Consider the following 18,835-nt stretch of genomic DNA (forward strand, 5'->3'; position numbering starts at 1 on the left):
GATTCCGTCTAAGATTGTGCTGAGGCTGTGCAGCGGCCGTTCCCTCGGACGTGGCTACGGTTCTCCGCCGGACGTGGCTACGGTTCCCCGCTGGACGCGGTTATGGCTGGCTGTAGCCATCCAGGAAGCGGCCGATCCGGCCCATCGCGTCCCGCAGGTCCGTGGCCGTCGGCAGGGTGACGACCCGGAAGTGGTCCGGCTCCGGCCAGTTGAAACCGGTGCCCTGGACCACCATGATCTTCTCCCGGCGGAGCAGGTCGAGGACCATCCGCCGGTCGTCCTTGATCTTGAAGACGGTGGGATCCAGGCGCGGGAAGAGATACAGCGCGCCCTTGGGGCGGACGCAGGTCACGCCGGGGATCTGCGTCAGCAGCTCGTACGCCGTGTCCATCTGTTCCTTGAGCCGGCCGCCGGGCAGCACCAGGTCCTTGATCGTCTGGCGTCCGCTGAGGGCGGCGACCACGCCGTGCTGACCTGGCATGTTCGCGCACAGGCGCATGTTCGCCAGGATCGTCAGGCCCTCGATGTAGGAGTCGGCGTGCGCGCGCGGCCCGGAGATCGCCATCCAGCCGACCCGGTAGCCGGCCACCCGGTACGCCTTCGACATGCCGTTGAAGGTGAGGGTCAGCAGGTCGGGGGCGACCTTGGCGGTCGGGGTGTGCGTGGCGCCGTCGTAGAGGATCTTGTCGTAGATCTCGTCCGAGCAGACCAGGAGGTTGTGCCGGCGCGCGATGTCGGTCAGCCCCCGGACCATCGCCTCGTCGTACACCGCGCCCGTCGGGTTGTTCGGGTTGATGATGACGATCGCCTTGGTGCGGTCGGTGACCTTGCGCTCGACGTCGGCGAGGTCGGGCATCCAGTCGGCCTGTTCGTCGCACCGGTAGTGCACGGCGGTGCCGCCGGACAGGGACACGGCGGCGGTCCACAGCGGGTAGTCCGGGGCGGGGACGAGGACCTCGTCGCCGTCGTCCAGCAGTCCCTGCATGGCCATGACGATGAGCTCGGAGACGCCGTTGCCGATGAAGACGTGCTCGACGTCGGTCTCGATGCCGAGTGTCTGGTTGTGCATGACGACGGCCCTGCGCGCGGCCAGCAGTCCCTTGGCGTCGCCGTACCCGTGCGCCGTCGAGACGTTGCGGAGGATGTCCTCCAGGATCTCCGGCGGCGCCTCGAACCCGAACGCGGCCGGGTTCCCGGTGTTCAGCTTGAGGATGCGGTGACCAGCCGCTTCCAGCCGCATCGCCTCCTCGAGAACCGGGCCCCGGATCTCGTAACAGACGTTGGCGAGCTTGGTCGACTGGATCACCTGCATGCCTGGAGCTTACGGCCGGGTAACACTTCCCGCGCCGTGTTTTCCACCACTTGAGACGGTCATGGGCGGATCGGTCTCGCCCCCACCGGGGCCCGGCCGCGCATGCCCATTGCCCACCCGGGTAGCCCATCCGGGCTACGGCGGGGCCGCGCTGGCCGTCAGCCGCCGAATTCCCCGCCACCGACTCCGGCGCTGAAGGCGTTCCACTCCGTGGGCGCGAAGAAGAGGACGGGGCCGTGCGGGTTCTTGCTGTCCCGTATCGCGCGGCCTCCGTCGGCGGTGTGCGCGACCTCTACGCAGTCGTCGTTAATGTCCAGCCCGGAAGCCGACGACTTCCTGAAGGCTGTGATGATGTTCCGGTTCTTACGCACTTGCCTCTTCTTCCTGGGGGGCGAGGGATGCGCCGGAGTGGAGTACGGCCTTGGCTGTCAGTCGTTGAATTCCCCGCCCACGACTCCGGCGCTGAAGGCGTTCCACTCCGTAGGCGCGAAGAAGAGGACCGGGCCGTGGGGGTTCTTGCTGTCGCGTATTGCGCGGCCTCCGTCGGCGGTGTGCGCGACCTCTACGCAGTCGTCGTCGTGGTTCATCCCGGAGGCCGACGACTTCCTGAAGGCCGTGACGATGTCCCGGTTCTTACTCACTTGCTGCTTCTTCCTGGGAGATGCCGTCCGCCGTCTGCCGGAGGAACGCGAGGCTCTCCTCGGGGCTGAGCGCGGCGGACCGCAGCGTGTCGAAAGCATGCCCGTAGCGAGCCAGTTCTTCCTCGTCCTCGATGAGCAACATGCCCCCAAGCGCGTCGAGAGCGACGATCTCGGGGGCCCACTCCTCGTCGAAGGAGAAGGCGACGAAAGGACTGGCGATCCTTGCCGCATCCCACTGGCCCTGCGGCAGGATTTGGACCGTCGTGCTCCTCCGTCGGGCGACCTTGACGATGTGCTCGATCTGCTTGCGGTGATCCGAACGGCTCGGCATCGGAGAAGTGAGCGCGTGCTCCCAGATGACGGCGGCGATGCGCGTGCCCGCCTCCTCGACGGTGCGGCGGCGCTCTTGGCGGATCTTGAGACCCTCTTTGACCATCTCTTCCGACATCGCGGCCGGATTGCTTTCGAAGAGCGCTCGCGTGTACTCGGGGGTTTGCAGGATTCCGGGGATGAACATGGTCTGCCAGGTGCGGATGAAGGACGCGTCCGCCTCCAGCGTCACGAAGTCGGTGAAGCCGGCCTTGACCGTCGCCTGGTAGTCCGCCCACCAACCGCGCTTGTTGCTCTGGCGCGCCAGGCTCTCCAGCCGGCCGCGCAGCTCCGCGTCCTGGATCTGGTAGAGGTCCAGGAGGATCCGTACGTCCCCTACGCGCGCCGGTGACAGCCCCGACTCCAGTCGGCTGATCTTGGACGTGGAGCAACCGACCGCTTCGGCCGCGTCCTTCAGGTCGAACCGAAGGCTCTCGCGGTGCTTGCGCAGCGCGGTGCCGAGCCGTCGGCCGCGAATCGCAGGCCGTCCATCTGACGACATGCAGACCCCTTTCTCTGTGCAGCTTCCCAGTCTGCCCGGCAACTCGACGTGACCGCCAGCATGTTGATGCATCTGCTTCAAGCAAACTTGCATGGAGATTCCGTTGCGGGGCTTCCACTTCCCACGATACCTTCGTTGCGTCACTTCGTGTTCCCGGTTGGGTACGGGGGGTGACCTTGGTTCCACGTGTCCACAGATCGCAGACCCAGGGAGGACCTATGTCCGGGCGCACGTGCAACAGGAGGTTCCGGTTGCGTAAGGACTCGGTGCCGGCGGCCCGTGATCATGTGCGCGCGATATTGACGCTGTGGCTCCTCGGGGAGCTGGCGGACGACGCCGTCTCGATCGTGGGGGAGTTGGCGGCCAACGCCGTCGTGCACGCCAAGGGGATCGGCGAGTTCTTCGAGGTGGGGCTGCGCCGTCGCGACGGCGTGCTGATCGTCGAGGTGTCCGACTCGTTTCAGTGGCGGATGCCCGAGAAGCTCGACGCCGACCCCGACGCCGTCGGTGGCCGCGGGCTCGTCATCGTCGAGGGGCTGTCCGACAAGTGGGGCGTGCGGCCCAGAGATGCCGGCAAGACGGTCTGGGCCCACCTCGCCGTCGGCCGTACGGAAGTGCCGTGTTGACCACGCGGCGGGACATGTGCCGCGCCCTGATCCGTCGCCCCGCGTCCGGGGGCCGCCCCGGCTGGTGGTGCGAGTGCGTCGCGCGTACGACGGACGGCGACGGTGACGGCGAAGTGTGGACGGTGCGGGTCCGGATGGGTGCCGCCGACACCCCGGAACGGGCGCTGGTGTGGATGCGTCTCGCCGTGCGCGTGCTGTTGTCGGCGCTCGATCCGGAGGATGTCGAGCGGACGTTCCGGTGGCTCGACCACGGTCAGTGGGAAGCGGTCATGCGGCTCAGGGCCGGGGAGCCGTACGTGTTCGTCGCGGCGTCGGGGAGTACGCGTGTCGAGTGGTCCGCCCGGCCGGTGCTGTTCCTTCCGCTTCTTCCCCGTCGGGGGTGACATCGCGCCAACTCCCGGCCGGAAACAACTCCTTGCTCATCCGCCCCTCTGAACTCAGAATGCACATGACAAGAACAGTGGTGGCCGGAAGATCTCCGGTCGCTTTGTCATCAGAGGGGACCCCCACATGAGAAAGCCTCTCGTTGCCGCGTTCTTCGCTCTGGCCATCGCCGGGGCGGGAGCGGCACCCGCGGTCGCGGCGCCCATGAGCATGAACGTCGCGCCCGCCGACTCGGCTTCCGCGACAGCGGTCAAGGCGGACGCCAAGGCTGCTGCCGCCAAGGCCGCCGCGCCCACGTTGAAGGCCGTCAGCCTCGCCGGAACCGTCGCGCTGAGCAACTGCTCCGGCTCGGTCGTCCGCTTCCCGAACTCCCTGGACACCGACCCGGCGTTGGTGATGTCCAACGGGCACTGCCTGACGACCGGTTTCCCGGAGCCGGGCGAGGTGCTCGTCAACCAGGCGTCCTCCCGGACCTTCGGGCTGCTGAACTCCGCCGGCACCAAGGTCGCGACCCTGCGCGCGAGCAAGCTCGCCTACGGGACGATGACCGACACCGACGTCTCGATCTACCAGTTGACCAGCACGTACGCGTCGATCAAGAGCTCCTACGGGATCTCCGCGCTGACCGTGCAGGACACCCACCCGACCGCCGGTACGGCGATCACCGTGGCCTCCGGTTACTGGAAGAAGCTCTATAGCTGCAACATCGACGGCTTCGTGTACCGCATCAAGGAGGGTGACTGGACCTGGAAGGACTCGGTCCGTTACACCTCCGCCTGCCAGACCATCGGCGGCACCTCCGGTTCGCCGGTGATCGACCAGGCCACCGGCAAGGTCGTCGCCGTCAACAACACCGGCAACGAGGACGGCGAGCGCTGCACGGAGAACAACCCGTGCGAGGTCGACGAGAGCGGCAACGTCACCGTCCACGAGGGCATCAACTACGCCCAGGAGATCTACCAGATCCCGGCCTGCTTCACGACCGGCAACCAGCTCGACCTGAGCGCCAGCGGGTGCACCCTGCCCAAGCCGTAAGGCGAAGTGGTGGGGCCGGTCCGTCACATGGGACTGCGACGGACCGCCCGCCCCGCCAGTACGTCCGTCCGCCGGCCGTCCTCGATCACGAAGCGGCCGTCGACCAGGACGTGCGGGACGCCCGTGGGGAGGGTGCGCGGATCGTCGTACGTCGAACCCGCCGCCACCGTCGCCGCGTCGAACAGCACCAGATCCGCCCGGTAGCCCTCGCGGATCAGGCCCCGGTCCGGCAGGCGCAGCCGGGCCGCCGGACGGCCGGTCAGGTGGGCGACGCACTCCTCCAGGGACAGGATCCCCAACTCCCTTGTGTAGTGGCCCAGATAGCGCGGGAACGTGCCGTATGCGCGCGGGTGCGGCTTCGCGCCCTGGAGGACGCCGTCCGAGCCGCCCGTGTGGACGCGGTGGCGCATGATCGTGCGGACGTTCTCCTCGTGGCCCACGTGCTGGAGGATCGTGGCGGACAGCCGGTCGTCGAGGAGTAGGCGGCGGGCCGTCGTCCACGGGGGTTCGCCGCGCAGTCGCGCCGACTGCTGGATCGTGCGGCCCACGTGGGCCGCCAGGCGTTCGTCGGCCACGCCCGAGATCTCGATCGTGTCCCAGTCGACCGGTACGCCGTGGCAGCCGTCCGCGCCGGTCACCTCCAGGTCGTGGCGGATACGGGCGGCCGTGTCGTCGTCCGCGAGGCGGCGCAGGATCTCCTGCGGGCCGCCCTCGCTCGCCCAACTCGGCAGCAGCGCCACGAGAGTTGTGCAGCCCGGCGTGTAGGGGTAGGTGTCGAGGGTGATGTCGGCGCCGGCGGCGAGTGCCTCGTCGAGGAGAGTCAGCAGGTCCGGTGCGCGGCCCTTGTTCACGCCGAAGTTCATGGTGGCGTGGGCCAGATGGAGCGGGCAGCCCGCCTGACGGGTCAGCTCGATCATCTCCGCGTACGCGGCCAGCGCGCCCGCTCCGTAACTGCGGTGGTGGGGGCAGTAGTAGCCGCCGTAGCGTGCCACCACCCGGCAGAGTTCGGTGAGTTCGGAGTCCGGGGCGTACATGCCGGGCGTGTAGGTCAGGCCGGACGACAGGCCCACCGCGCCCTGTTCCAGCCCCTCCGCCACCAACTGCCGCATCCGGTCCAGCTCTTGGGGCTTCGCCGGACGGTCCTCCCAGCCGACGGCCAGCGCGCGGACGGTTCCCTGGGGGATCAGATACGCCGCGTTGACGGCGATGCCCGCGCCGTCGAAACCGTGGTCCAGGCGGTCCAGGTACTCGCCCACCGAACGCCAGCCGAAGTCGAGTTCGTCGCCGTAGCCGTTCCAGCCGGTGATGGCCCGGCGGACCTCCTCCAGGGTGCGGTCGTCGACCGGGGCGTACGACAGCCCGTCCTGGCCGAGGACTTCGAGGGTCACCCCCTGCGCGGCCTTCGCGCTGTGGTCGGGGTCGCGCAGGAGGGCGAGGTCGCTGTGCGCGTGCATGTCGATGAAGCCGGGGGCGAGGGTCAGTCCCTCCGCGTCCAACTCCCTTACGGCCGTCGGGCGTTGGCAGCCCGCCGCGGCCGCCTCGCGCACGATGGAGACGATCCTGCCGTCGTCGACCACGACATCCGCGCGGTAGGAGTCCGCGCCGGTGCCGTCGATGACGTCCGCGTCCCGGATGACCAGGTCTGCCACGGCCGAACTCCCCTAGAAGAAGGTGCGGATGTAGTCGACGACCGTGCCGTCCGCCTCGGCCAGCGGGATCAGCGGCCACTTGTCGAAGGACGTGCACGGGTGGGACAGACCCAGGCCCACCCAGTCGCCGACCTGGAGATCCGCCTCGTCCGTGGTGCGCAGCCAGGCGTGCTGGTCGGAGAGCGCGGTCACCGAGACGCCGGTGGCGGGGCGTTCCGTACCGTCCCGGCGGACCGCCTGGGCGAAGGGCAGGTCGAGGTCGTAGGCCGCGTCCCGCTTGCCCGCGTTGACGAACGCCTGGTCGGGGGAGGGGCGCGAGACGACCTGCGTCCAGAGCCGGAACGCGGGCTCCAACGCACCTTCCTCCGGGACCCGGTTGAACGGCGTCAGCTTGCGGTAGTGCCCGTCGTCGTGCGAGACGTACGCACCCGAGCGCAGCAACTTCAGTACGGGCAGGGAGAGTTCGGGAATCTCGGCGAAGACGTCGGCGACCGCGTCGAACCAGGCGCTGCCGCCCGCGCTGACCACGACCTCGTCCACACCCGTGCCCGCGAACCGCCCGGCCTTGTCGAAGTCGACGGCAAGGGCGACCAGTTGCCGCAGCCAGGCGCGCACCCGCTCCGGGTCGGCGCGCGGGACCTCGCCCTCGTAACCCGCGACCCCGACCAGCCGCAGGGTCGGCGCGGCGGCCACCGCGTCCGCGACCGCCGCGCACTCCGCCTCCGTACGGACCCCGGTGCGAGCGCCCGCACCGGCGGCCAGTTCGACGACGACGTCCAGGGGGCGGCGCGCGCCGCGCAGGGCGGCGTCCATCAGCTCGACCCCGCGCACCGAGTCGACGTAGCAGGTGAGGCGGAAGTCGTCGTCGGCGTCGAGTTCGGCGGAGAGCCAGCGCAGGGCCGCCGGGTCCACGACCTCGTTGGCGAGGAACACCCGCTGGACGCCGTACGCCCGCGCCACCCGCACCTGGTGCGGGACGGCGAGGGTGATGCCCACCGCGCCCCGGTCGAGCTGCCGCTGGAAGAGCTGCGGGGCCATGGACGTCTTGCCGTGCGGGGCGAAGGCGAGGCCGTGGCGGGTCGCGTAGGTCTCCATGAGCGCGAGGTTGTGCTCCAGGCGTTCGGCGGAGAGGGCAAGGACGGGGGTGGTGAAGCCGCCGGTGAAGAGGTTGCGGCGCTGCGCGGCCAGCTCGCCGACGGTGAGGCCGTCGGCGTCCGGCGGGAGGCCCTTGAAGCGGTGGTCGACGCGTTCCGCGGCCAGTCGGGCGAGCGCCTCGCGTGCCTCGGTCCTCATGGAACCTCCCTGATCAGGAGCGTTGCGATATGTGCAACGTCCATTGCGTATGTCGCTGACTGCTGTCTAACATCTCGGCCACGCGGGGTCAACGGAGCCGCCGACCCGCACCGGCACGGGAGTTACGAGCATCGTGACCGTCACTGGACCCTGCAACGCCCCCCGAGTGGTGGACGTCGTCGCGCTCGGCGAGTCCATGGTGACCTTCCTGCCCTCCCGGCCCGGCCGCCTCGCCGACGTGCCGTCCTTCGACCGGGGCATCGGCGGCGCGGAGTCCAACGTGGCCTGCGCGCTGGCGGCGGCCGGACACGCGGTGCGCTGGGTCAGCCGGGTCGGGGCGGACGGCTTCGGCGACCACCTCGTCGAGGCCATCGGCTCGTACGGAGTGGACGTGGCCTCCGTACGCCGGGACCCGGCCCGCCCGACCGGCGTCTACTTCCGCACCGCCGCCGACCGGGCCACCGCCGCCCACGAGGTCGCCTACTACCGCGCCGGGTCCGCCGCCTCCGTCATGGCGGTGGGGAACGTGGACCTGGCGGCGGCGCGGGCCGGACGCGTACTGCACCTGACCGGCATCACGGCGGCCCTGTCCGGGGACTGCCTCGCTCTCCTGCGCGAGCTGACGGCCCCCCGGCCGGGACGCCCGCTGATCTCCTTCGACGTCAACCACCGCCCCGGGCTGTGGCGCGGAACCGACGGTCCGCGCGTGCTCCTGGAACTGGCCCGCGCCGCGGACGTCGTGTTCGTGGGGGAGGACGAGGCGGAAGTGGCGTGGGGGGTCACGGGCGGGCCGACGGCGATCAGGGAGGTGCTGCCCGAGCCGGCCGTGGTGGTGGTGAAGCAGGGGGCGCGGGGGGCGACGGCGTTCGCCGGAATCGGTGAGGGAGTCCGTGACGGCGAGTGGGGTGGTGCCGCCCGGTCTGCGGGCCTTCGCCTTCGGCGGGACGGGGGCCGAGCGCACCGGCTTCGGCCCACGCCCGCTCCCGCTCCGGGTGTCGCCCCGCCGTCGACGGTCACTTTCGTGTCCGCCCCGGCGGTCCAGGTCAGTGCGGCGGTCGGTGCCGGGGACGCCTTCGCCGCCGGGTTTCTCTCCGCCACCCTGCGCGGACTGTCCGTGCGGGACCGGCTGCGGCACGGGCACCTTATGGCGGCCGCCGCCCTGACCGCCCCCGGCGACCTCGCCGTGCCCCCGACGCGCGCGCACGCCGACCGGCTGGCCGCTCTCGACGATCAGGCGTGGGAGACACTGCGACTCGGCCCTGGCTGGATCCAGACACTCGAGGGGGCCGACGAGGAGGTACGTACGCCATGAGCCAGACCGTCGACCGCGCCCTGAGCATCCTGCCGCTGCTCGCCGAAGGACCCGCCGACCTCGGACAGGTCGCCGACCGCCTCGGCGTGCACAAGTCGACGGCCCTGCGGCTGCTGCGCACCCTGCACGAACACGGCCTCGTCTACCGGCAGTCCGACCAGCGCTACCGGCTCGGCGCGCGTCTCTTCGCCCTCGCCCAGGAGGCGATGGAGAACCTCGACATCCGCGAGATCGCCCACCCCCACCTCGTCCGGCTGAACGAGACCTGCGGACACACCGTCCACCTCGCCGTCCACGAGGAGGGCGAGGTCCTCTACATCGACAAGGTGGAGAGCCGCTACCCGGTGCGCATGTACTCGCGGATCGGGAAGCCGGTGGCCATCACCGTCGCCGCCGTGGCGAAACTCCTCCTCGCCGATCTCCCCGAGGCCGAGCGCCGGGTGCTCGCCGACCAGCTCGACTACCCCCTCTACACGTCCCGTTCCACCCCCAACGCCCCCGCTTTCCTGCGGGAGTTGGAGAAGGTGCGCGAACAGGGCTGGGCCACCGACCTCGGTGGCCACGAGGAGTCCATCAACTGCGTCGCCGCGCCGATCCGGGGCGCCGACGGCCGGGTGGTCGCCGCGATGTCGGTCTCCGCGCCGAACGTCGTCGTCACCGCCGACGAACTCCTCACCCTGCTCCCGCTGGTGCGCCGCACGGCCGACGCCATCAGCGGCGAGTACTCCGGCAGGACACCGATCAAGGAAGCCACTTCATGACCGAGAAGACCGCGACCGAGAAGACCGTGACCGAGAAGGTCGCGCTCACCCCGAAGACGCACACCGCTCCGCCCGCGAAGTTCTCGCACGGTGTCCGCAAGGGCAACATCCTCCAGGTCGCCGGCCAGGTCGGCTTCCTGCCCGCCGAGGAGGGCAAGCCGCCGACGCCCGCCGGACCCACCCTGCGCGAGCAGACCCTCCAGACCCTCGCCAACGTCAAGGCGATCCTGGAGGAGGGCGGGGCGTCCTGGGAGGACGTGCTGATGATCCGCGTCTACCTGACGGACACCGGGCACTTCGCCGAGTTCAACGAGCTCTACAACCAGTACTTCGAGCACCTCGCCGAGGTACCCGCCGCCCGCACGACCGTCTACGTCGGCCTGCCCGCCGGTCTGCTCGTCGAGATCGACGCGCTGGCCGTCCTCGGCTGATCCGTCACTTCCCCCAACTCCCGCACCCCGTAAGACGGTACGACGGTACGGCGCACCCGACGCGTGCGCCGTACCGCGCTCACCCCTGCCCGAGAGCACCAGTGAACCCACCCCGAGGACCCCCACATGCCCACGCCATCCACGCCACCCCACACCGGCGGACTGCTCCTGCTCATCGACGGCACGGCCGGCCTCCTGACCGTCGCCGCGCTCGGCATAGCCCTGCTCCTCTTCCTGATCATCAAGGTCAGGATCCAGCCCTTCGTGGCCCTCCTCGCGGTCTCCATAGCCGTCGGCCTGCTGGCCGGCCTGTCGGTGACCGAACTCTTCGGCACCGTCCAGCGCTCGGACGCCGTCTCCACCATCGAGTCCGGCATGGGCGGAATCCTCGGCCATGTCGCGATCATCATCGGCCTCGGCACGATGCTCGGCGCGGTCCTCGAAGTCAGCGGCGGGGCAGAGGTGTTGGCCTCCCGGCTGCTCGGCCTCTTCGGCGAGAAACGAGCCCCGCTCGCCATGGGCCTGACCGGCCTGATCTTCGGCATCCCGGTCTTCTTCGACGTCGGCATCTTCGTCCTCGCCCCGATCGTCTACGCCGCCGCCAAACGCGGCGGCAAGTCGATCCTGCTGTACTGCCTCCCGCTGCTCGCCGGCCTGTCGATGACCCACGCCTTCCTGCCCCCGCACCCCGGCCCGGTCGCCGCCGCCGGACTGCTGCACGTCGACCTCGGCCGGGTCATCCTCATGGGCGTCCTCTGCGGCATCCCGGCGGTGCTGGCGGCCTGGGCGTACGCCGCGTGGATCGGCCGCCGGATCTTCGTCGCCGTACCGCAGGACATGGTGGAGGCGGCGGCGGAGGCGCGGCAGGCGGTGATCGAGGAGCAGCGGGCGCAGGGCGTGGTGCCGCGCGAGGACCCGGTGCCGCTCGGCACGGTCGTCGGCATCATCGGCACCCCGCTGGTCCTGATCCTGGCGGCCACCTTCTCCTCGATCGCCCTGGACCCTCCCCCTCTCTCTCCGACAAGCTCCGAGCCGGGGGGACCCCCATCCAGCCGCTCGGTGATCGAGTTCTTCGGCAGCCCGTTCGTGGCGCTGACGATCGCGCTGCTCCTCGCCTACTACCTGCTCGGCATCCGGCGCGGCTGGTCCCGCAAGTCGCTGGAGACGGTCTCGACGGCCTCGCTGAAGCCGGTCGGCAACATCCTGCTGGTGGTCGGCGCGGGCGGGATCTTCGGCGCGGTCCTGAAGGCCAGCGGGGTGGCCCAGGCCCTGTCGGACACCTTCCACGACGTCGGGCTGCCGGTGATCGTCCTCGCCTACCTGATCTCGGTGGTGCTGCGGGTCGCCCAGGGCTCGGCGACGGTGGCGATCGTGACGACGGCGGGCATCGTGGCCCCGCTGCTCGCCGAGGGCGACCACTCGCAGTCCTTCGTGGCGCTCGTCATCATGGCGATCTCGGCGGGCTCGATCTTCGCCTCGCACGTCAACGACGGCGGCTTCTGGATGGTGGCCAAGTACTTCGGCATCACCGAGCGCGACACCCTCAGGACGTGGACCGTGCTGGAGACGGTGCTGTCGGTGGCGGGGTTCGCGATGGCGGCCGTATTGAGCTTCTTCGTATAACGAAGTTGGTCCTGGCTGTGCCCGGCACAGGATCTTCGACCATACTTCGCGCTGTGGAGCAGCGTATAGGTTCGAGCAGCCAGCCCCTGGAGGGCGAGCCCCTGAAGGGCGCCGGTTTCGACCCGGCCTTCATCCCCGGGCTCACGACGCCCCTGACGACGTCCCCGACGTCCCCGAAGGCGGCGGAGCCGGAGGACGAGGCCGAGGACGTGGCCGAGGGCACGGTCGAGGTCGAGGACAAGGTCGTCGAGAAGGCGGAGGACGCCTCTTCGGAGGAGCCCGCCGAGGACGAGTCCGAGCCCGTCGACGGTCCCGTCTTCGAGGCCTCCGACCGCCGGGCGCGGATCACCGCCGACGCCAAGGGGGTACGGCTGCGCCTCGACGAGGAGGCGTGCGAGTTCCGCTGGGACGAGATCGGCGCGATCGAGACGGAGGCGCCGCGCTTCGGCAAGCGGTACACCATCACGGTGCACACCCCTGACCGCCGCTGGTACCCGATCGAGATCGAGGCGACGGCCAGGGCGCGCTTCAGCGAGTGGGACGAGCAACTGGACGCGGTCCTCGACGCCTACTTCGACGACGAGGCCGAAGCCGAAGCCGAAGTCGAAGAGGCGGACGCCGAGGCCAAGGACGCCGACTAGCTGCAGTACTGGGCGGCCTTCCCGATCGCCCGGTACATACAGTCCGCGTTCTCGAGAAGCTGAAGCACCGCGTCCCGGTTACGGGAAGTCTCCCGCTCGATGACCTCGTCGGGCGGGTAGAACCCACCCCCGGAGCTGGACGACGGATACATCTCGAACGTGAAGTCGAAGATCTTGTGCGTGCCCCAGAGGTAGTCGTCGATCGACCCGTCCGTGATGTACAGGTCGCTCGACTGCTCCGGCGTGTACCCGTTGCTCGCGGCCAGCTTCTGCCCGATGGCCTTGAACGCCGCGTTGTCGTCCGCCGTCATCCCGGTCGCCGTGTCCGCGTTGGTGTACCCGAGCGGCCACAACACCAGTTCGCTGTACGTGTGGAAGTCGATACCGGCGGTGATCTGCTGCTTCCCGCCCACGACCCGGCTGCGTACGAAGTCGGCGACGACCTTCACCTCGGGCGCCGACTCGGCGGCCGTGCCCCGGTAGGTCTCGGACGACGTCGAGCCCGAAGAGCCGCCGCAGCAGCCCCACTTGTAGCCCCAGTTCCGGTTGAGGTCCGTACCGACGGACGAGGAACCGGAGTTGGGCTGCCGGTTCTTGCGCCACGAGCGGTAGGAGCCGGTGGCGATGTCGTACTCGCCGCCGTCCGGGTTGAGGTCGGGCACGATCCAGATCTCGCGCCCGTCGACCATGCTGGTGACCCGGGAGTCGGAGCCGTAACCGGCGCCCAACTCGCGGATCAGGTACAGGGCCATCTCCACGGTCATGTGCTCACGGGCGTGCTGGTGATGCGTGAACAGCACCTCGGGCTCGGCCTCGTCGGTGCCGACGTTGTCGCTGATCTTCACGGCCACGATGTCCCGGCCGCCGTACGACTTGCCGATGACCCGCTTGCTCATGATGCCCGGGTAGGCGGCGATGCGCTGGTCGATCTCCGCCGTCATCTCGGCGTAGTTGTGGTACTTCGAGTCGGCGGACGGGAAGTCGTAGAGCCGTACCTCGTCCTCGGCGACGCGGTCGGGCGCGGAGCCCAGCAGGGAGACCTCGTACCCCTGCGCGCGCAGCTTCTTGATCTGCTCCGCGCGCCCGGAGACCACCACGGTCTCCTCGTCCGCCTCGTCGACGCTCACTCCCGACGCGGCGATCGCGGTGCGCACGGCGGACGTGCTGTGGGCGATGTGGATCTCGTACTGGCGGATGTCGTCGGCGGAGGCTGCCGTCTTCGGGGCGCTGCCCGCCGCCGCGTCGGTGGCCGTCGCGGTGAGGGGTGCCGCGAGGGCGAGGGCCAGCAGGGCGGCGAGAGCGGCGGTTCGTCTGCCGCCACCTGAGCCAGAGCCTGAGCCGCGAATGCGAAGTCGCATGAACTCTCCTTGTGGGGAGTGGGGTGTGGGGGGCTGCGCGCTTGCTGAATGCGGTGGTGCGGTGCGGCGGTGCGGGTGCCGCTCATCGTCGGCTTATGGCATGAGCAGGTCAAGAGACGACAAAGGGACGGTTGGCCGGAATCATGCGCAACGGTGAGCGGACGGCGGCGGTTGGCGGCGACCGGCCGCGCAGTGTAGTCACGGTCGCATCCCCGGAAGCGATCCCCGGTGAAGTACACCCGCGCGTGTGAGGCGGGGGAGCCTCTGCGCAGCCCCGGGGGAAGGCTGAGGGTTCGCGCAGGATCTGGCTGATCATGGGCGGACCTGCCGGCCCACCCGACCGACCGCCGATGGGGGACCCCGGACCCATGACCGCCCAACCAGCCCGACCAGCCCGACCAGCCCGACCAACTCGATCCATCCAGCCGACGCAGCCCATCCAGCCAGTCCCGCCAGTCCCGCCAGTCCAGCCAGTTGAGCCCGTCCAGCCCGTCCAGTCGGTCCCATGCGCCGCCGCCGGTGCCGGTGCCGGAGCGTTCGACCACCGGATGTCCGTCGCCGCCACGGACGACGCGTTCCTCGCCGCCGCCCTCCCCTTCCTGGCCGAGGGCCTGGCCGCCCCCGACGAGCCCCGGCCCGTCGCCATCGCCGCCCCCGACAAACTGGACCTCCTGCGTGACGCCCTCGGCGCGGACGCGCGGGACGTCGGCCTCGTCGCGCACACCGACTGGTACACCGGCTCCGCCGCCAACGCCGTCGCCCGCCTGGCCGGCCACCTCGCCACGCACACCGGCCCCACCGGCCCCGGCGGCCGGCTCCGCCTCCTCATGGAGCCGGTGTGGAACGGCAGGGCCGGCCGCTCCCCGCGCGAGAGCGCCGAGTGGATCCGCTACGAGGCGCTCGCCAACCTCGTCTTCGCCCCGACGGCGACCACCGCGATGTGCCTCTACGACACCCGCACCGCCGGTTCCGCGCTCATCGAGGCGGCCCGCCGCGCCCACCCGGACACCGGCGTGTACGCGGCCCCCGCACTCCTCGCCGCCGAGCTGGACGCCGTACCGCTGCCCCCGACCCCCGCCGACGCCGTGCGCCTCGCCGACCCCGCCCCGGACGCCGTCCGCGCGTGGGCGACCGGCCGTGGACTCGCCGCCGCCGACGCCGAGTTGTTCGCCACGGCCGTCGCGGAGGCGGCCTCCCTCGCCCCGGTCACCGGCGTGCTGCTCTGGGGCGACGCCCCCGGCTGCGTCTGCGAACTGCTCCTGGCCCACCGCCTCGACGACCCCCTCTCGGGCTTCGTCCCGCCCCCGACGCCCGAGTTGGCCCCTGGCCAGGGCCTGTGGTTCGCCCGCCAGGTATGCGCGTACGTGGACGTCCGCAGGGCCGACCCCGATCCCGACCCCGCTGTCACCGCCGCCGGGACGACCGTACGACTGCAGTACGCGTGAGCAAGGGCTGTTCGGCCGCCCGTTGCTGATGGACACTGGTGGCCACGCTTCGCGGGGGGTGGAGGCTTGGAGTGGCAGGCACTGTTGTCGGGGGCGTTGAGTGTGCTGGCCCCCGGGGCCACGCACCTCACGGAACGGGCGGAGCCCACGGAACCCCCGGATCTCACGCGACGCATTCGCGCCAAGTACGAGGCACTCGGCCCGCCACCCGACAGAGCCGACGACCCCGGCGACCCCAGCAACTCCTACGATCTCGACGCTCCCGACCCCGATGCCCTCACCGTACTTGCCGACGCGCTCGCTGCGGCCGGCCGCTACTCCGAGGCCGAGGCGATGTTCCGGCAGGCCCTCGCCCTGCCGTGGGACCGCCCGACGGCTCTCCGTCCCGTCGCCGGTCTCGCGTGGCTGTTGCGGGCGCGCGACCGGGACGCGGAAGCCGAGGCGCTGCTGCGTCCGGGGCTGACCCCCGACCGGCTCCGGGAGGTGCTGAGCACGCTCGACGCACCCGGCCCCGACACCGCCTACCGAGGACGTGACGGGGTGCTGGAGGAACGGGCGGTGTGGGAGCGGAGAGTCGAGGAACTGCGTGCCTTCGAGCGCGAGCACCGGACGCGGCTGACGAGCTTCCTGGAGAGCCAGTTGCGCCAACTGGACGCGCAGGACGACCTGGCGCCCGCCCCGCCCCCGGCCTCCTCGGGCAGGCACCGTCGCGCGGGGAGGGTGGAGGAGACCCGGAGACTGAACCCCGTCGACGAAGCGGCACTGGCGAGGGTCGCCAGAGCCATGCTGCGGTGGGAGGCCGGTGCGCCGCCGCCGCAGTCGTCGTCCGTGAACAGTCCGTCCGTGAAGAGTCCGGCGAACGACGGGGAGGAGGAGCGGTAATGGCCCCACGGTCGGCGAATCGCTGGGACGGCATGCTGCCCCCGCCGAGGGCGGCTCAGGAGTGGGAGGCGATCAAACCCGGGCTGGCCGCCGAGATCTTCGAGGAGTCGATCGCGGAGGAACGGCACCGCCGCCGCATGGAGACGCTGCGGGTCGGCACGAAGATCCTCGGGCAGTTCCTGGCCCTCGGCTCGGTCGGCCTGATGGTCCTGTTCGCCAAGTACGCGCTGGACGCCGGTGAACCCATCGTCGCGGGCTTCGCGACAGGAGCGCCGTCCGTGTCGCTCGCCGTCATCTTCGCCCTGTCCCGCACCCCGGGCAGACGCCTGGAGGAGGGCGTCGCGCGGGCCGGCCGCCGGGGTCTCACGGCCGTCACCGCCGGCCAGGGCACCCCGGCGCCGGTGATCGCCCAGGCGCCCCCGCCGGGGGCCGACACCGCCCAAATGCCCTGAGCTGTGGGCACATTGAGTGGAGATCGGGCAGGCCCTCTTGCCGGACCGGCTGCTTTAGGCTTTCTTGACCTTCATGGCGGACATCACGGGCAGCCCGAGGGACACCGACACCGACACCGACACCGACCTCAACAACGCATCTCCCCGCAAGTCCAGTTGGAAGTACATCGGCCCCGGCATCGTGGTCGCGGCGACCGGGGTCGGCGCCGGGGACCTGGTGGCCACCCTCATCGCCGGGAGCAACTTCGGCTACACGCTGCTCTGGGCGGCGGTCGTCGGCTGCCTGGTGAAGATCTCCCTCGCCGAGGCGGCCGGCCGCTGGCATCTGTCCACCGGCCGCACCCTCTTCGACGGCTGGGCGAGCCTGGGGCGTTGGACGACGTGGTTCTTCGTCGTCTACGTGGTCGTCTGGGGCTTCGTCTACGGCGCGGCGGCGATGTCGTCGAGCGCGCTGCCGCTCCAGGCGCTGTTCCCGGACGTGATGGACCTCAAGCTGTGGGCCGTCGCCTGCGGGCTGGTGGGCCTGGTGTTCGTCTGGTTCAACAAGTACGCCGTCTTCGAGAAGGTCATGACGGTCCTGGTCGGCGTCATGTTCGTGGTGACGGTGTACCTGGCGATCCGGGTCACCCCCCACCTCGGCGAAGCCTTCGCGGGCCTCCTCCCGGTGCTGCCGGACGAGAAGGACTCCGTCCTCAACACCCTCGGCCTGATCGGCGGCGTCGGCGGCACCATCACCCTTGCCGCGTACGGGTATTGGGTCAACGCCAAGGGCTGGACCAACACCGGCTGGATGAAGGTCATGCGGCTCGACAACCGGGTCGCCTACCTCACCACCGGCGTCTTCGTCGTCGCGATGCTCTTCGTCGGCGCGGAGCTGCTGCACTCCGCGAACGTGGCGATCGCGAGCGGTGACAAGGGGCTCATCCAGCTCAGCGACATCCTGGAGGCGAAGTACGGCACGGCGACCGCCAAGTTCTTCCTGATCGGCTTCTTCGCCACCTCCTTCACCTCCCTGATCGGCGTCTGGCACGGCGTGAGCCTGATGTTCGCCGACTTCGTGTCCCGCTACCGCAGCGACGGCGACGTGAGCGGCGCCGAGGTCGCCTCCGGCGAGCGGGAACGCTCCTGGCCCTTCCGGGCGTACCTGCTGTGGCTGACCTTCCCGCCGATCGTGCTGCTCTTCCAGGGCCAGCCGTTCCGCCTGATCATCCTGTACGGGGTGCTCGGCGCGGCCTTCCTGCCGTTCCTGGCCGGGACACTGCTGTGGCTGCTCAACTCCTCCCGCACACCCAGCCAGTGGCGCAACGGAGCGCTGAGCAACGCGATGCTGGTACTGGCGGGACTGCTGTTCCTGGTCCTGTGCGTGAAGCAGATCTGGGACCAGCCATGGTCGGAGTTCTTCTGACCACGTTCTCCGGCCACGGTTTTCTGACCACTTCCGTTGGGCGAGTCGCGCAATGGTTCGAGTTTCGTACGGGCCTCTCCTAGGCTGCTGATCCCCGAGGAGAGGTACCCCGGCCGTGGCTGTGACCGTGCTGGACGACAAGACCGCGCTCGTGCTGATCGACCTCCAGACCAGCACGCTCGCCGCCGCCACCAGGCCGTACCCGACGGTGGACGTGGTGGCCCGCGCCGCCGAACTCGCCGACGCCTTCCGCGCCGCCGGCGCCCCTGTGGTGCTGGTGCGCATGGCCACCTCGCCCGACGGCGCCGACGCCGTGCCCGGCCGCAGCGAGGCCGTACGACTGGCCGGCGGCCGCGCCCGCCCCTACGACCTGGGCCCCGTCGTCGAACCCCTCGCCGGACACGACGGGGACGTCCTGGTGACGAAACGGAACTGGGGCGCTTTCCACGGCACCGACCTCGACGTCCAACTGCGCCGCCGGGGCGTCACCCAGATCGTGCTCGGCGGCATCGCGACCAGTCTCGGCGTCGAGTCCACCGCCCGCGCCGCCCACGAGCACGGCTACCACCTCACGTTCGCGGTCGACGCGATGACCGACATCGACGAGGACGCGCACCGGCACAGCGTGTCGTACCTGTTCCCGCTGATCGGCGAGCCGGGCACGACGAAGGAGATCCTGGCCCTGCTGGCCGCCGCCCGAGCCTGAGCCCGGGA

At 70.4% G+C, this 18,835-nt stretch carries 20 protein-coding genes; 13 read left to right on the plus strand and 7 right to left on the minus strand.

Translation table 11 applies throughout. The annotated features are described in order from the left end of the window. Nucleotides 1-100 precede the first annotated feature (100 nt). From BMZ82_RS26520 to BMZ82_RS26535, 4 genes are all read right to left on the minus strand, one after another. Nucleotides 101-1,312, minus strand: coding sequence for a pyridoxal phosphate-dependent aminotransferase (locus BMZ82_RS26520; RefSeq protein WP_093779920.1), 1,212 nt, complete (start codon nucleotides 1,310-1,312; stop codon nucleotides 101-103). A 158-nt stretch (nucleotides 1,313-1,470) separates the two neighbouring features. After that, a complete protein-coding gene (locus BMZ82_RS26525) occupies nucleotides 1,471-1,683 on the minus strand; it encodes a DUF397 domain-containing protein (RefSeq protein WP_093779921.1) in 213 nt (70 codons plus the stop codon). Between the two features lie 57 nt (nucleotides 1,684-1,740). Further along, entirely contained in the window at nucleotides 1,741-1,953 is a 213-nt protein-coding gene (locus BMZ82_RS26530; RefSeq protein WP_256252125.1) for a DUF397 domain-containing protein, read from the minus strand. Then, nucleotides 1,946-2,896 carry a helix-turn-helix domain-containing protein gene (locus BMZ82_RS26535; RefSeq protein WP_256252132.1) on the minus strand — a complete coding sequence of 317 codons (951 nt, stop codon included), beginning with the start codon at nucleotides 2,894-2,896 and terminating at the stop codon, nucleotides 1,946-1,948. Before BMZ82_RS26535 ends, BMZ82_RS26530 begins: the two co-directional genes overlap by 8 nt. A gap of 179 nt (nucleotides 2,897-3,075) precedes the next feature. Here BMZ82_RS26535 and BMZ82_RS26540 point away from each other — a divergent pair, with 179 nt between their 5' ends. The 3 genes from BMZ82_RS26540 (at nucleotide 3,076) to BMZ82_RS26550 (ending at nucleotide 4,869) form a co-directional block, all read left to right on the plus strand. After that, nucleotides 3,076-3,450, plus strand: coding sequence for an ATP-binding protein (locus tag BMZ82_RS26540; protein ID WP_256252126.1), 375 nt, complete (start codon nucleotides 3,076-3,078; stop codon nucleotides 3,448-3,450). Continuing rightward, entirely contained in the window at nucleotides 3,444-3,833 is a 390-nt protein-coding gene (locus BMZ82_RS26545) for a hypothetical protein (RefSeq protein WP_093779925.1), read from the plus strand. The genes BMZ82_RS26540 and BMZ82_RS26545 overlap by 7 nt, the downstream gene beginning before the upstream one ends. A gap of 127 nt (nucleotides 3,834-3,960) precedes the next feature. Continuing rightward, the gene (locus tag BMZ82_RS26550; protein WP_093779926.1) at nucleotides 3,961-4,869 is read left to right on the plus strand and encodes a S1 family peptidase; all 909 of its coding nucleotides are present in this window, start codon (nucleotides 3,961-3,963) and stop codon (nucleotides 4,867-4,869) included. A 23-nt stretch (nucleotides 4,870-4,892) separates the two neighbouring features. Here the strand turns inward: BMZ82_RS26550 and BMZ82_RS26555 are convergent, their stop codons facing one another. Then, nucleotides 4,893-6,518 (minus strand): N-acyl-D-amino-acid deacylase family protein, encoded by a 1,626-nt coding sequence (locus tag BMZ82_RS26555; protein ID WP_093779927.1) that lies wholly within the window; start codon nucleotides 6,516-6,518, stop codon nucleotides 4,893-4,895. A 12-nt stretch (nucleotides 6,519-6,530) separates the two neighbouring features. Continuing rightward, complete coding sequence (locus BMZ82_RS26560; RefSeq protein ID WP_093779928.1) at nucleotides 6,531-7,811, minus strand: amino acid deaminase; 1,281 nt, start codon at nucleotides 7,809-7,811, stop codon at nucleotides 6,531-6,533. A 133-nt stretch (nucleotides 7,812-7,944) separates the two neighbouring features. Here BMZ82_RS26560 and BMZ82_RS26565 point away from each other — a divergent pair, with 133 nt between their 5' ends. From BMZ82_RS26565 to BMZ82_RS26585, 5 genes are all read left to right on the plus strand, one after another. Further along, nucleotides 7,945-9,123: a sugar kinase gene (locus tag BMZ82_RS26565; protein WP_093779929.1), complete on the plus strand. Its 1,179-nt coding sequence runs from the start codon at nucleotides 7,945-7,947 to the stop codon at nucleotides 9,121-9,123. Then, on the plus strand, nucleotides 9,120-9,884 hold the full coding sequence (locus BMZ82_RS26570; protein WP_093779930.1) for an IclR family transcriptional regulator: 765 nt from the start codon (nucleotides 9,120-9,122) through the stop codon (nucleotides 9,882-9,884). Before BMZ82_RS26565 ends, BMZ82_RS26570 begins: the two co-directional genes overlap by 4 nt. 26 nt (nucleotides 9,885-9,910) lie before the next feature. Continuing rightward, the gene (locus BMZ82_RS26575) at nucleotides 9,911-10,315 is read left to right on the plus strand and encodes a RidA family protein (protein WP_093779994.1); all 405 of its coding nucleotides are present in this window, start codon (nucleotides 9,911-9,913) and stop codon (nucleotides 10,313-10,315) included. Between the two features lie 126 nt (nucleotides 10,316-10,441). Further along, nucleotides 10,442-11,938, plus strand: coding sequence for a GntP family permease (locus BMZ82_RS26580; RefSeq protein WP_093779931.1), 1,497 nt, complete (start codon nucleotides 10,442-10,444; stop codon nucleotides 11,936-11,938). Nucleotides 11,939-11,991: 53 nt separating this feature from the next. Beyond that, nucleotides 11,992-12,579, plus strand: coding sequence for a hypothetical protein (locus BMZ82_RS26585; RefSeq protein WP_093779932.1), 588 nt, complete (start codon nucleotides 11,992-11,994; stop codon nucleotides 12,577-12,579). Here BMZ82_RS26585 and BMZ82_RS26590 read toward each other — a convergent pair. After that, nucleotides 12,576-13,937, minus strand: coding sequence for a M14 family metallopeptidase (locus BMZ82_RS26590; RefSeq protein WP_093779933.1), 1,362 nt, complete (start codon nucleotides 13,935-13,937; stop codon nucleotides 12,576-12,578). The genes BMZ82_RS26585 and BMZ82_RS26590 overlap by 4 nt on opposite strands. Nucleotides 13,938-14,485: 548 nt before the next feature. Between BMZ82_RS26590 and BMZ82_RS26595 the strand changes: the two genes are divergently transcribed. The 5 genes from BMZ82_RS26595 to BMZ82_RS26615 all read left to right on the plus strand — a co-directional run bounded on the left by BMZ82_RS26595 (nucleotide 14,486) and on the right by BMZ82_RS26615 (nucleotide 18,827). Beyond that, nucleotides 14,486-15,382: an MEDS domain-containing protein gene (locus BMZ82_RS26595; protein WP_093779934.1), complete on the plus strand. Its 897-nt coding sequence runs from the start codon at nucleotides 14,486-14,488 to the stop codon at nucleotides 15,380-15,382. 66 nt (nucleotides 15,383-15,448) lie between these two features. Further along, the gene (locus tag BMZ82_RS42785; RefSeq protein ID WP_143098916.1) at nucleotides 15,449-16,264 is read left to right on the plus strand and encodes a tetratricopeptide repeat protein; all 816 of its coding nucleotides are present in this window, start codon (nucleotides 15,449-15,451) and stop codon (nucleotides 16,262-16,264) included. Then, a complete protein-coding gene (locus BMZ82_RS26605) occupies nucleotides 16,264-16,716 on the plus strand; it encodes a hypothetical protein (RefSeq protein ID WP_093779936.1) in 453 nt (150 codons plus the stop codon). Before BMZ82_RS42785 ends, BMZ82_RS26605 begins: the two co-directional genes overlap by 1 nt. A 73-nt stretch (nucleotides 16,717-16,789) precedes the next feature. Further along, nucleotides 16,790-18,121, plus strand: a complete 1,332-nt coding sequence (locus BMZ82_RS26610; RefSeq protein WP_093779937.1) for an Nramp family divalent metal transporter — start codon at nucleotides 16,790-16,792, stop codon at nucleotides 18,119-18,121. A 115-nt stretch (nucleotides 18,122-18,236) separates the two neighbouring features. Continuing rightward, a complete protein-coding gene (locus BMZ82_RS26615; RefSeq protein ID WP_093779938.1) occupies nucleotides 18,237-18,827 on the plus strand; it encodes an isochorismatase family protein in 591 nt (196 codons plus the stop codon). The last annotated feature ends 8 nt before the right edge of the window (nucleotides 18,828-18,835 follow it).

Source organism: Streptomyces sp. yr375 (assembly GCF_900110755.1).
Lineage (GTDB): Bacteria > Actinomycetota > Actinomycetes > Streptomycetales > Streptomycetaceae > Streptomyces.

Coding starts and splice junctions, on each gene's coding strand:
- BMZ82_RS26520 (WP_093779920.1), bottom strand. CDS start 1,312: ATGCAGGTGATCCAGTCGACCAAGCTCGCCAACGTCTGTTACGAGATC.
- BMZ82_RS26535 (WP_256252132.1), bottom strand. CDS start 2,896: ATGCATCAACATGCTGGCGGTCACGTCGAGTTGCCGGGCAGACTGGGA.
- BMZ82_RS26550 (WP_093779926.1), top strand. CDS start 3,961: ATGAGAAAGCCTCTCGTTGCCGCGTTCTTCGCTCTGGCCATCGCCGGG.
- BMZ82_RS26560 (WP_093779928.1), bottom strand. CDS start 7,811: ATGAGGACCGAGGCACGCGAGGCGCTCGCCCGACTGGCCGCGGAACGC.
- BMZ82_RS26570 (WP_093779930.1), top strand. CDS start 9,120: ATGAGCCAGACCGTCGACCGCGCCCTGAGCATCCTGCCGCTGCTCGCC.
- BMZ82_RS26580 (WP_093779931.1), top strand. CDS start 10,442: ATGCCCACGCCATCCACGCCACCCCACACCGGCGGACTGCTCCTGCTC.
- BMZ82_RS26590 (WP_093779933.1), bottom strand. CDS start 13,937: ATGCGACTTCGCATTCGCGGCTCAGGCTCTGGCTCAGGTGGCGGCAGA.
- BMZ82_RS26595 (WP_093779934.1), top strand. CDS start 14,486: ATGTCCGTCGCCGCCACGGACGACGCGTTCCTCGCCGCCGCCCTCCCC.
- BMZ82_RS26605 (WP_093779936.1), top strand. CDS start 16,264: ATGGCCCCACGGTCGGCGAATCGCTGGGACGGCATGCTGCCCCCGCCG.
- BMZ82_RS26610 (WP_093779937.1), top strand. CDS start 16,790: ATGGCGGACATCACGGGCAGCCCGAGGGACACCGACACCGACACCGAC.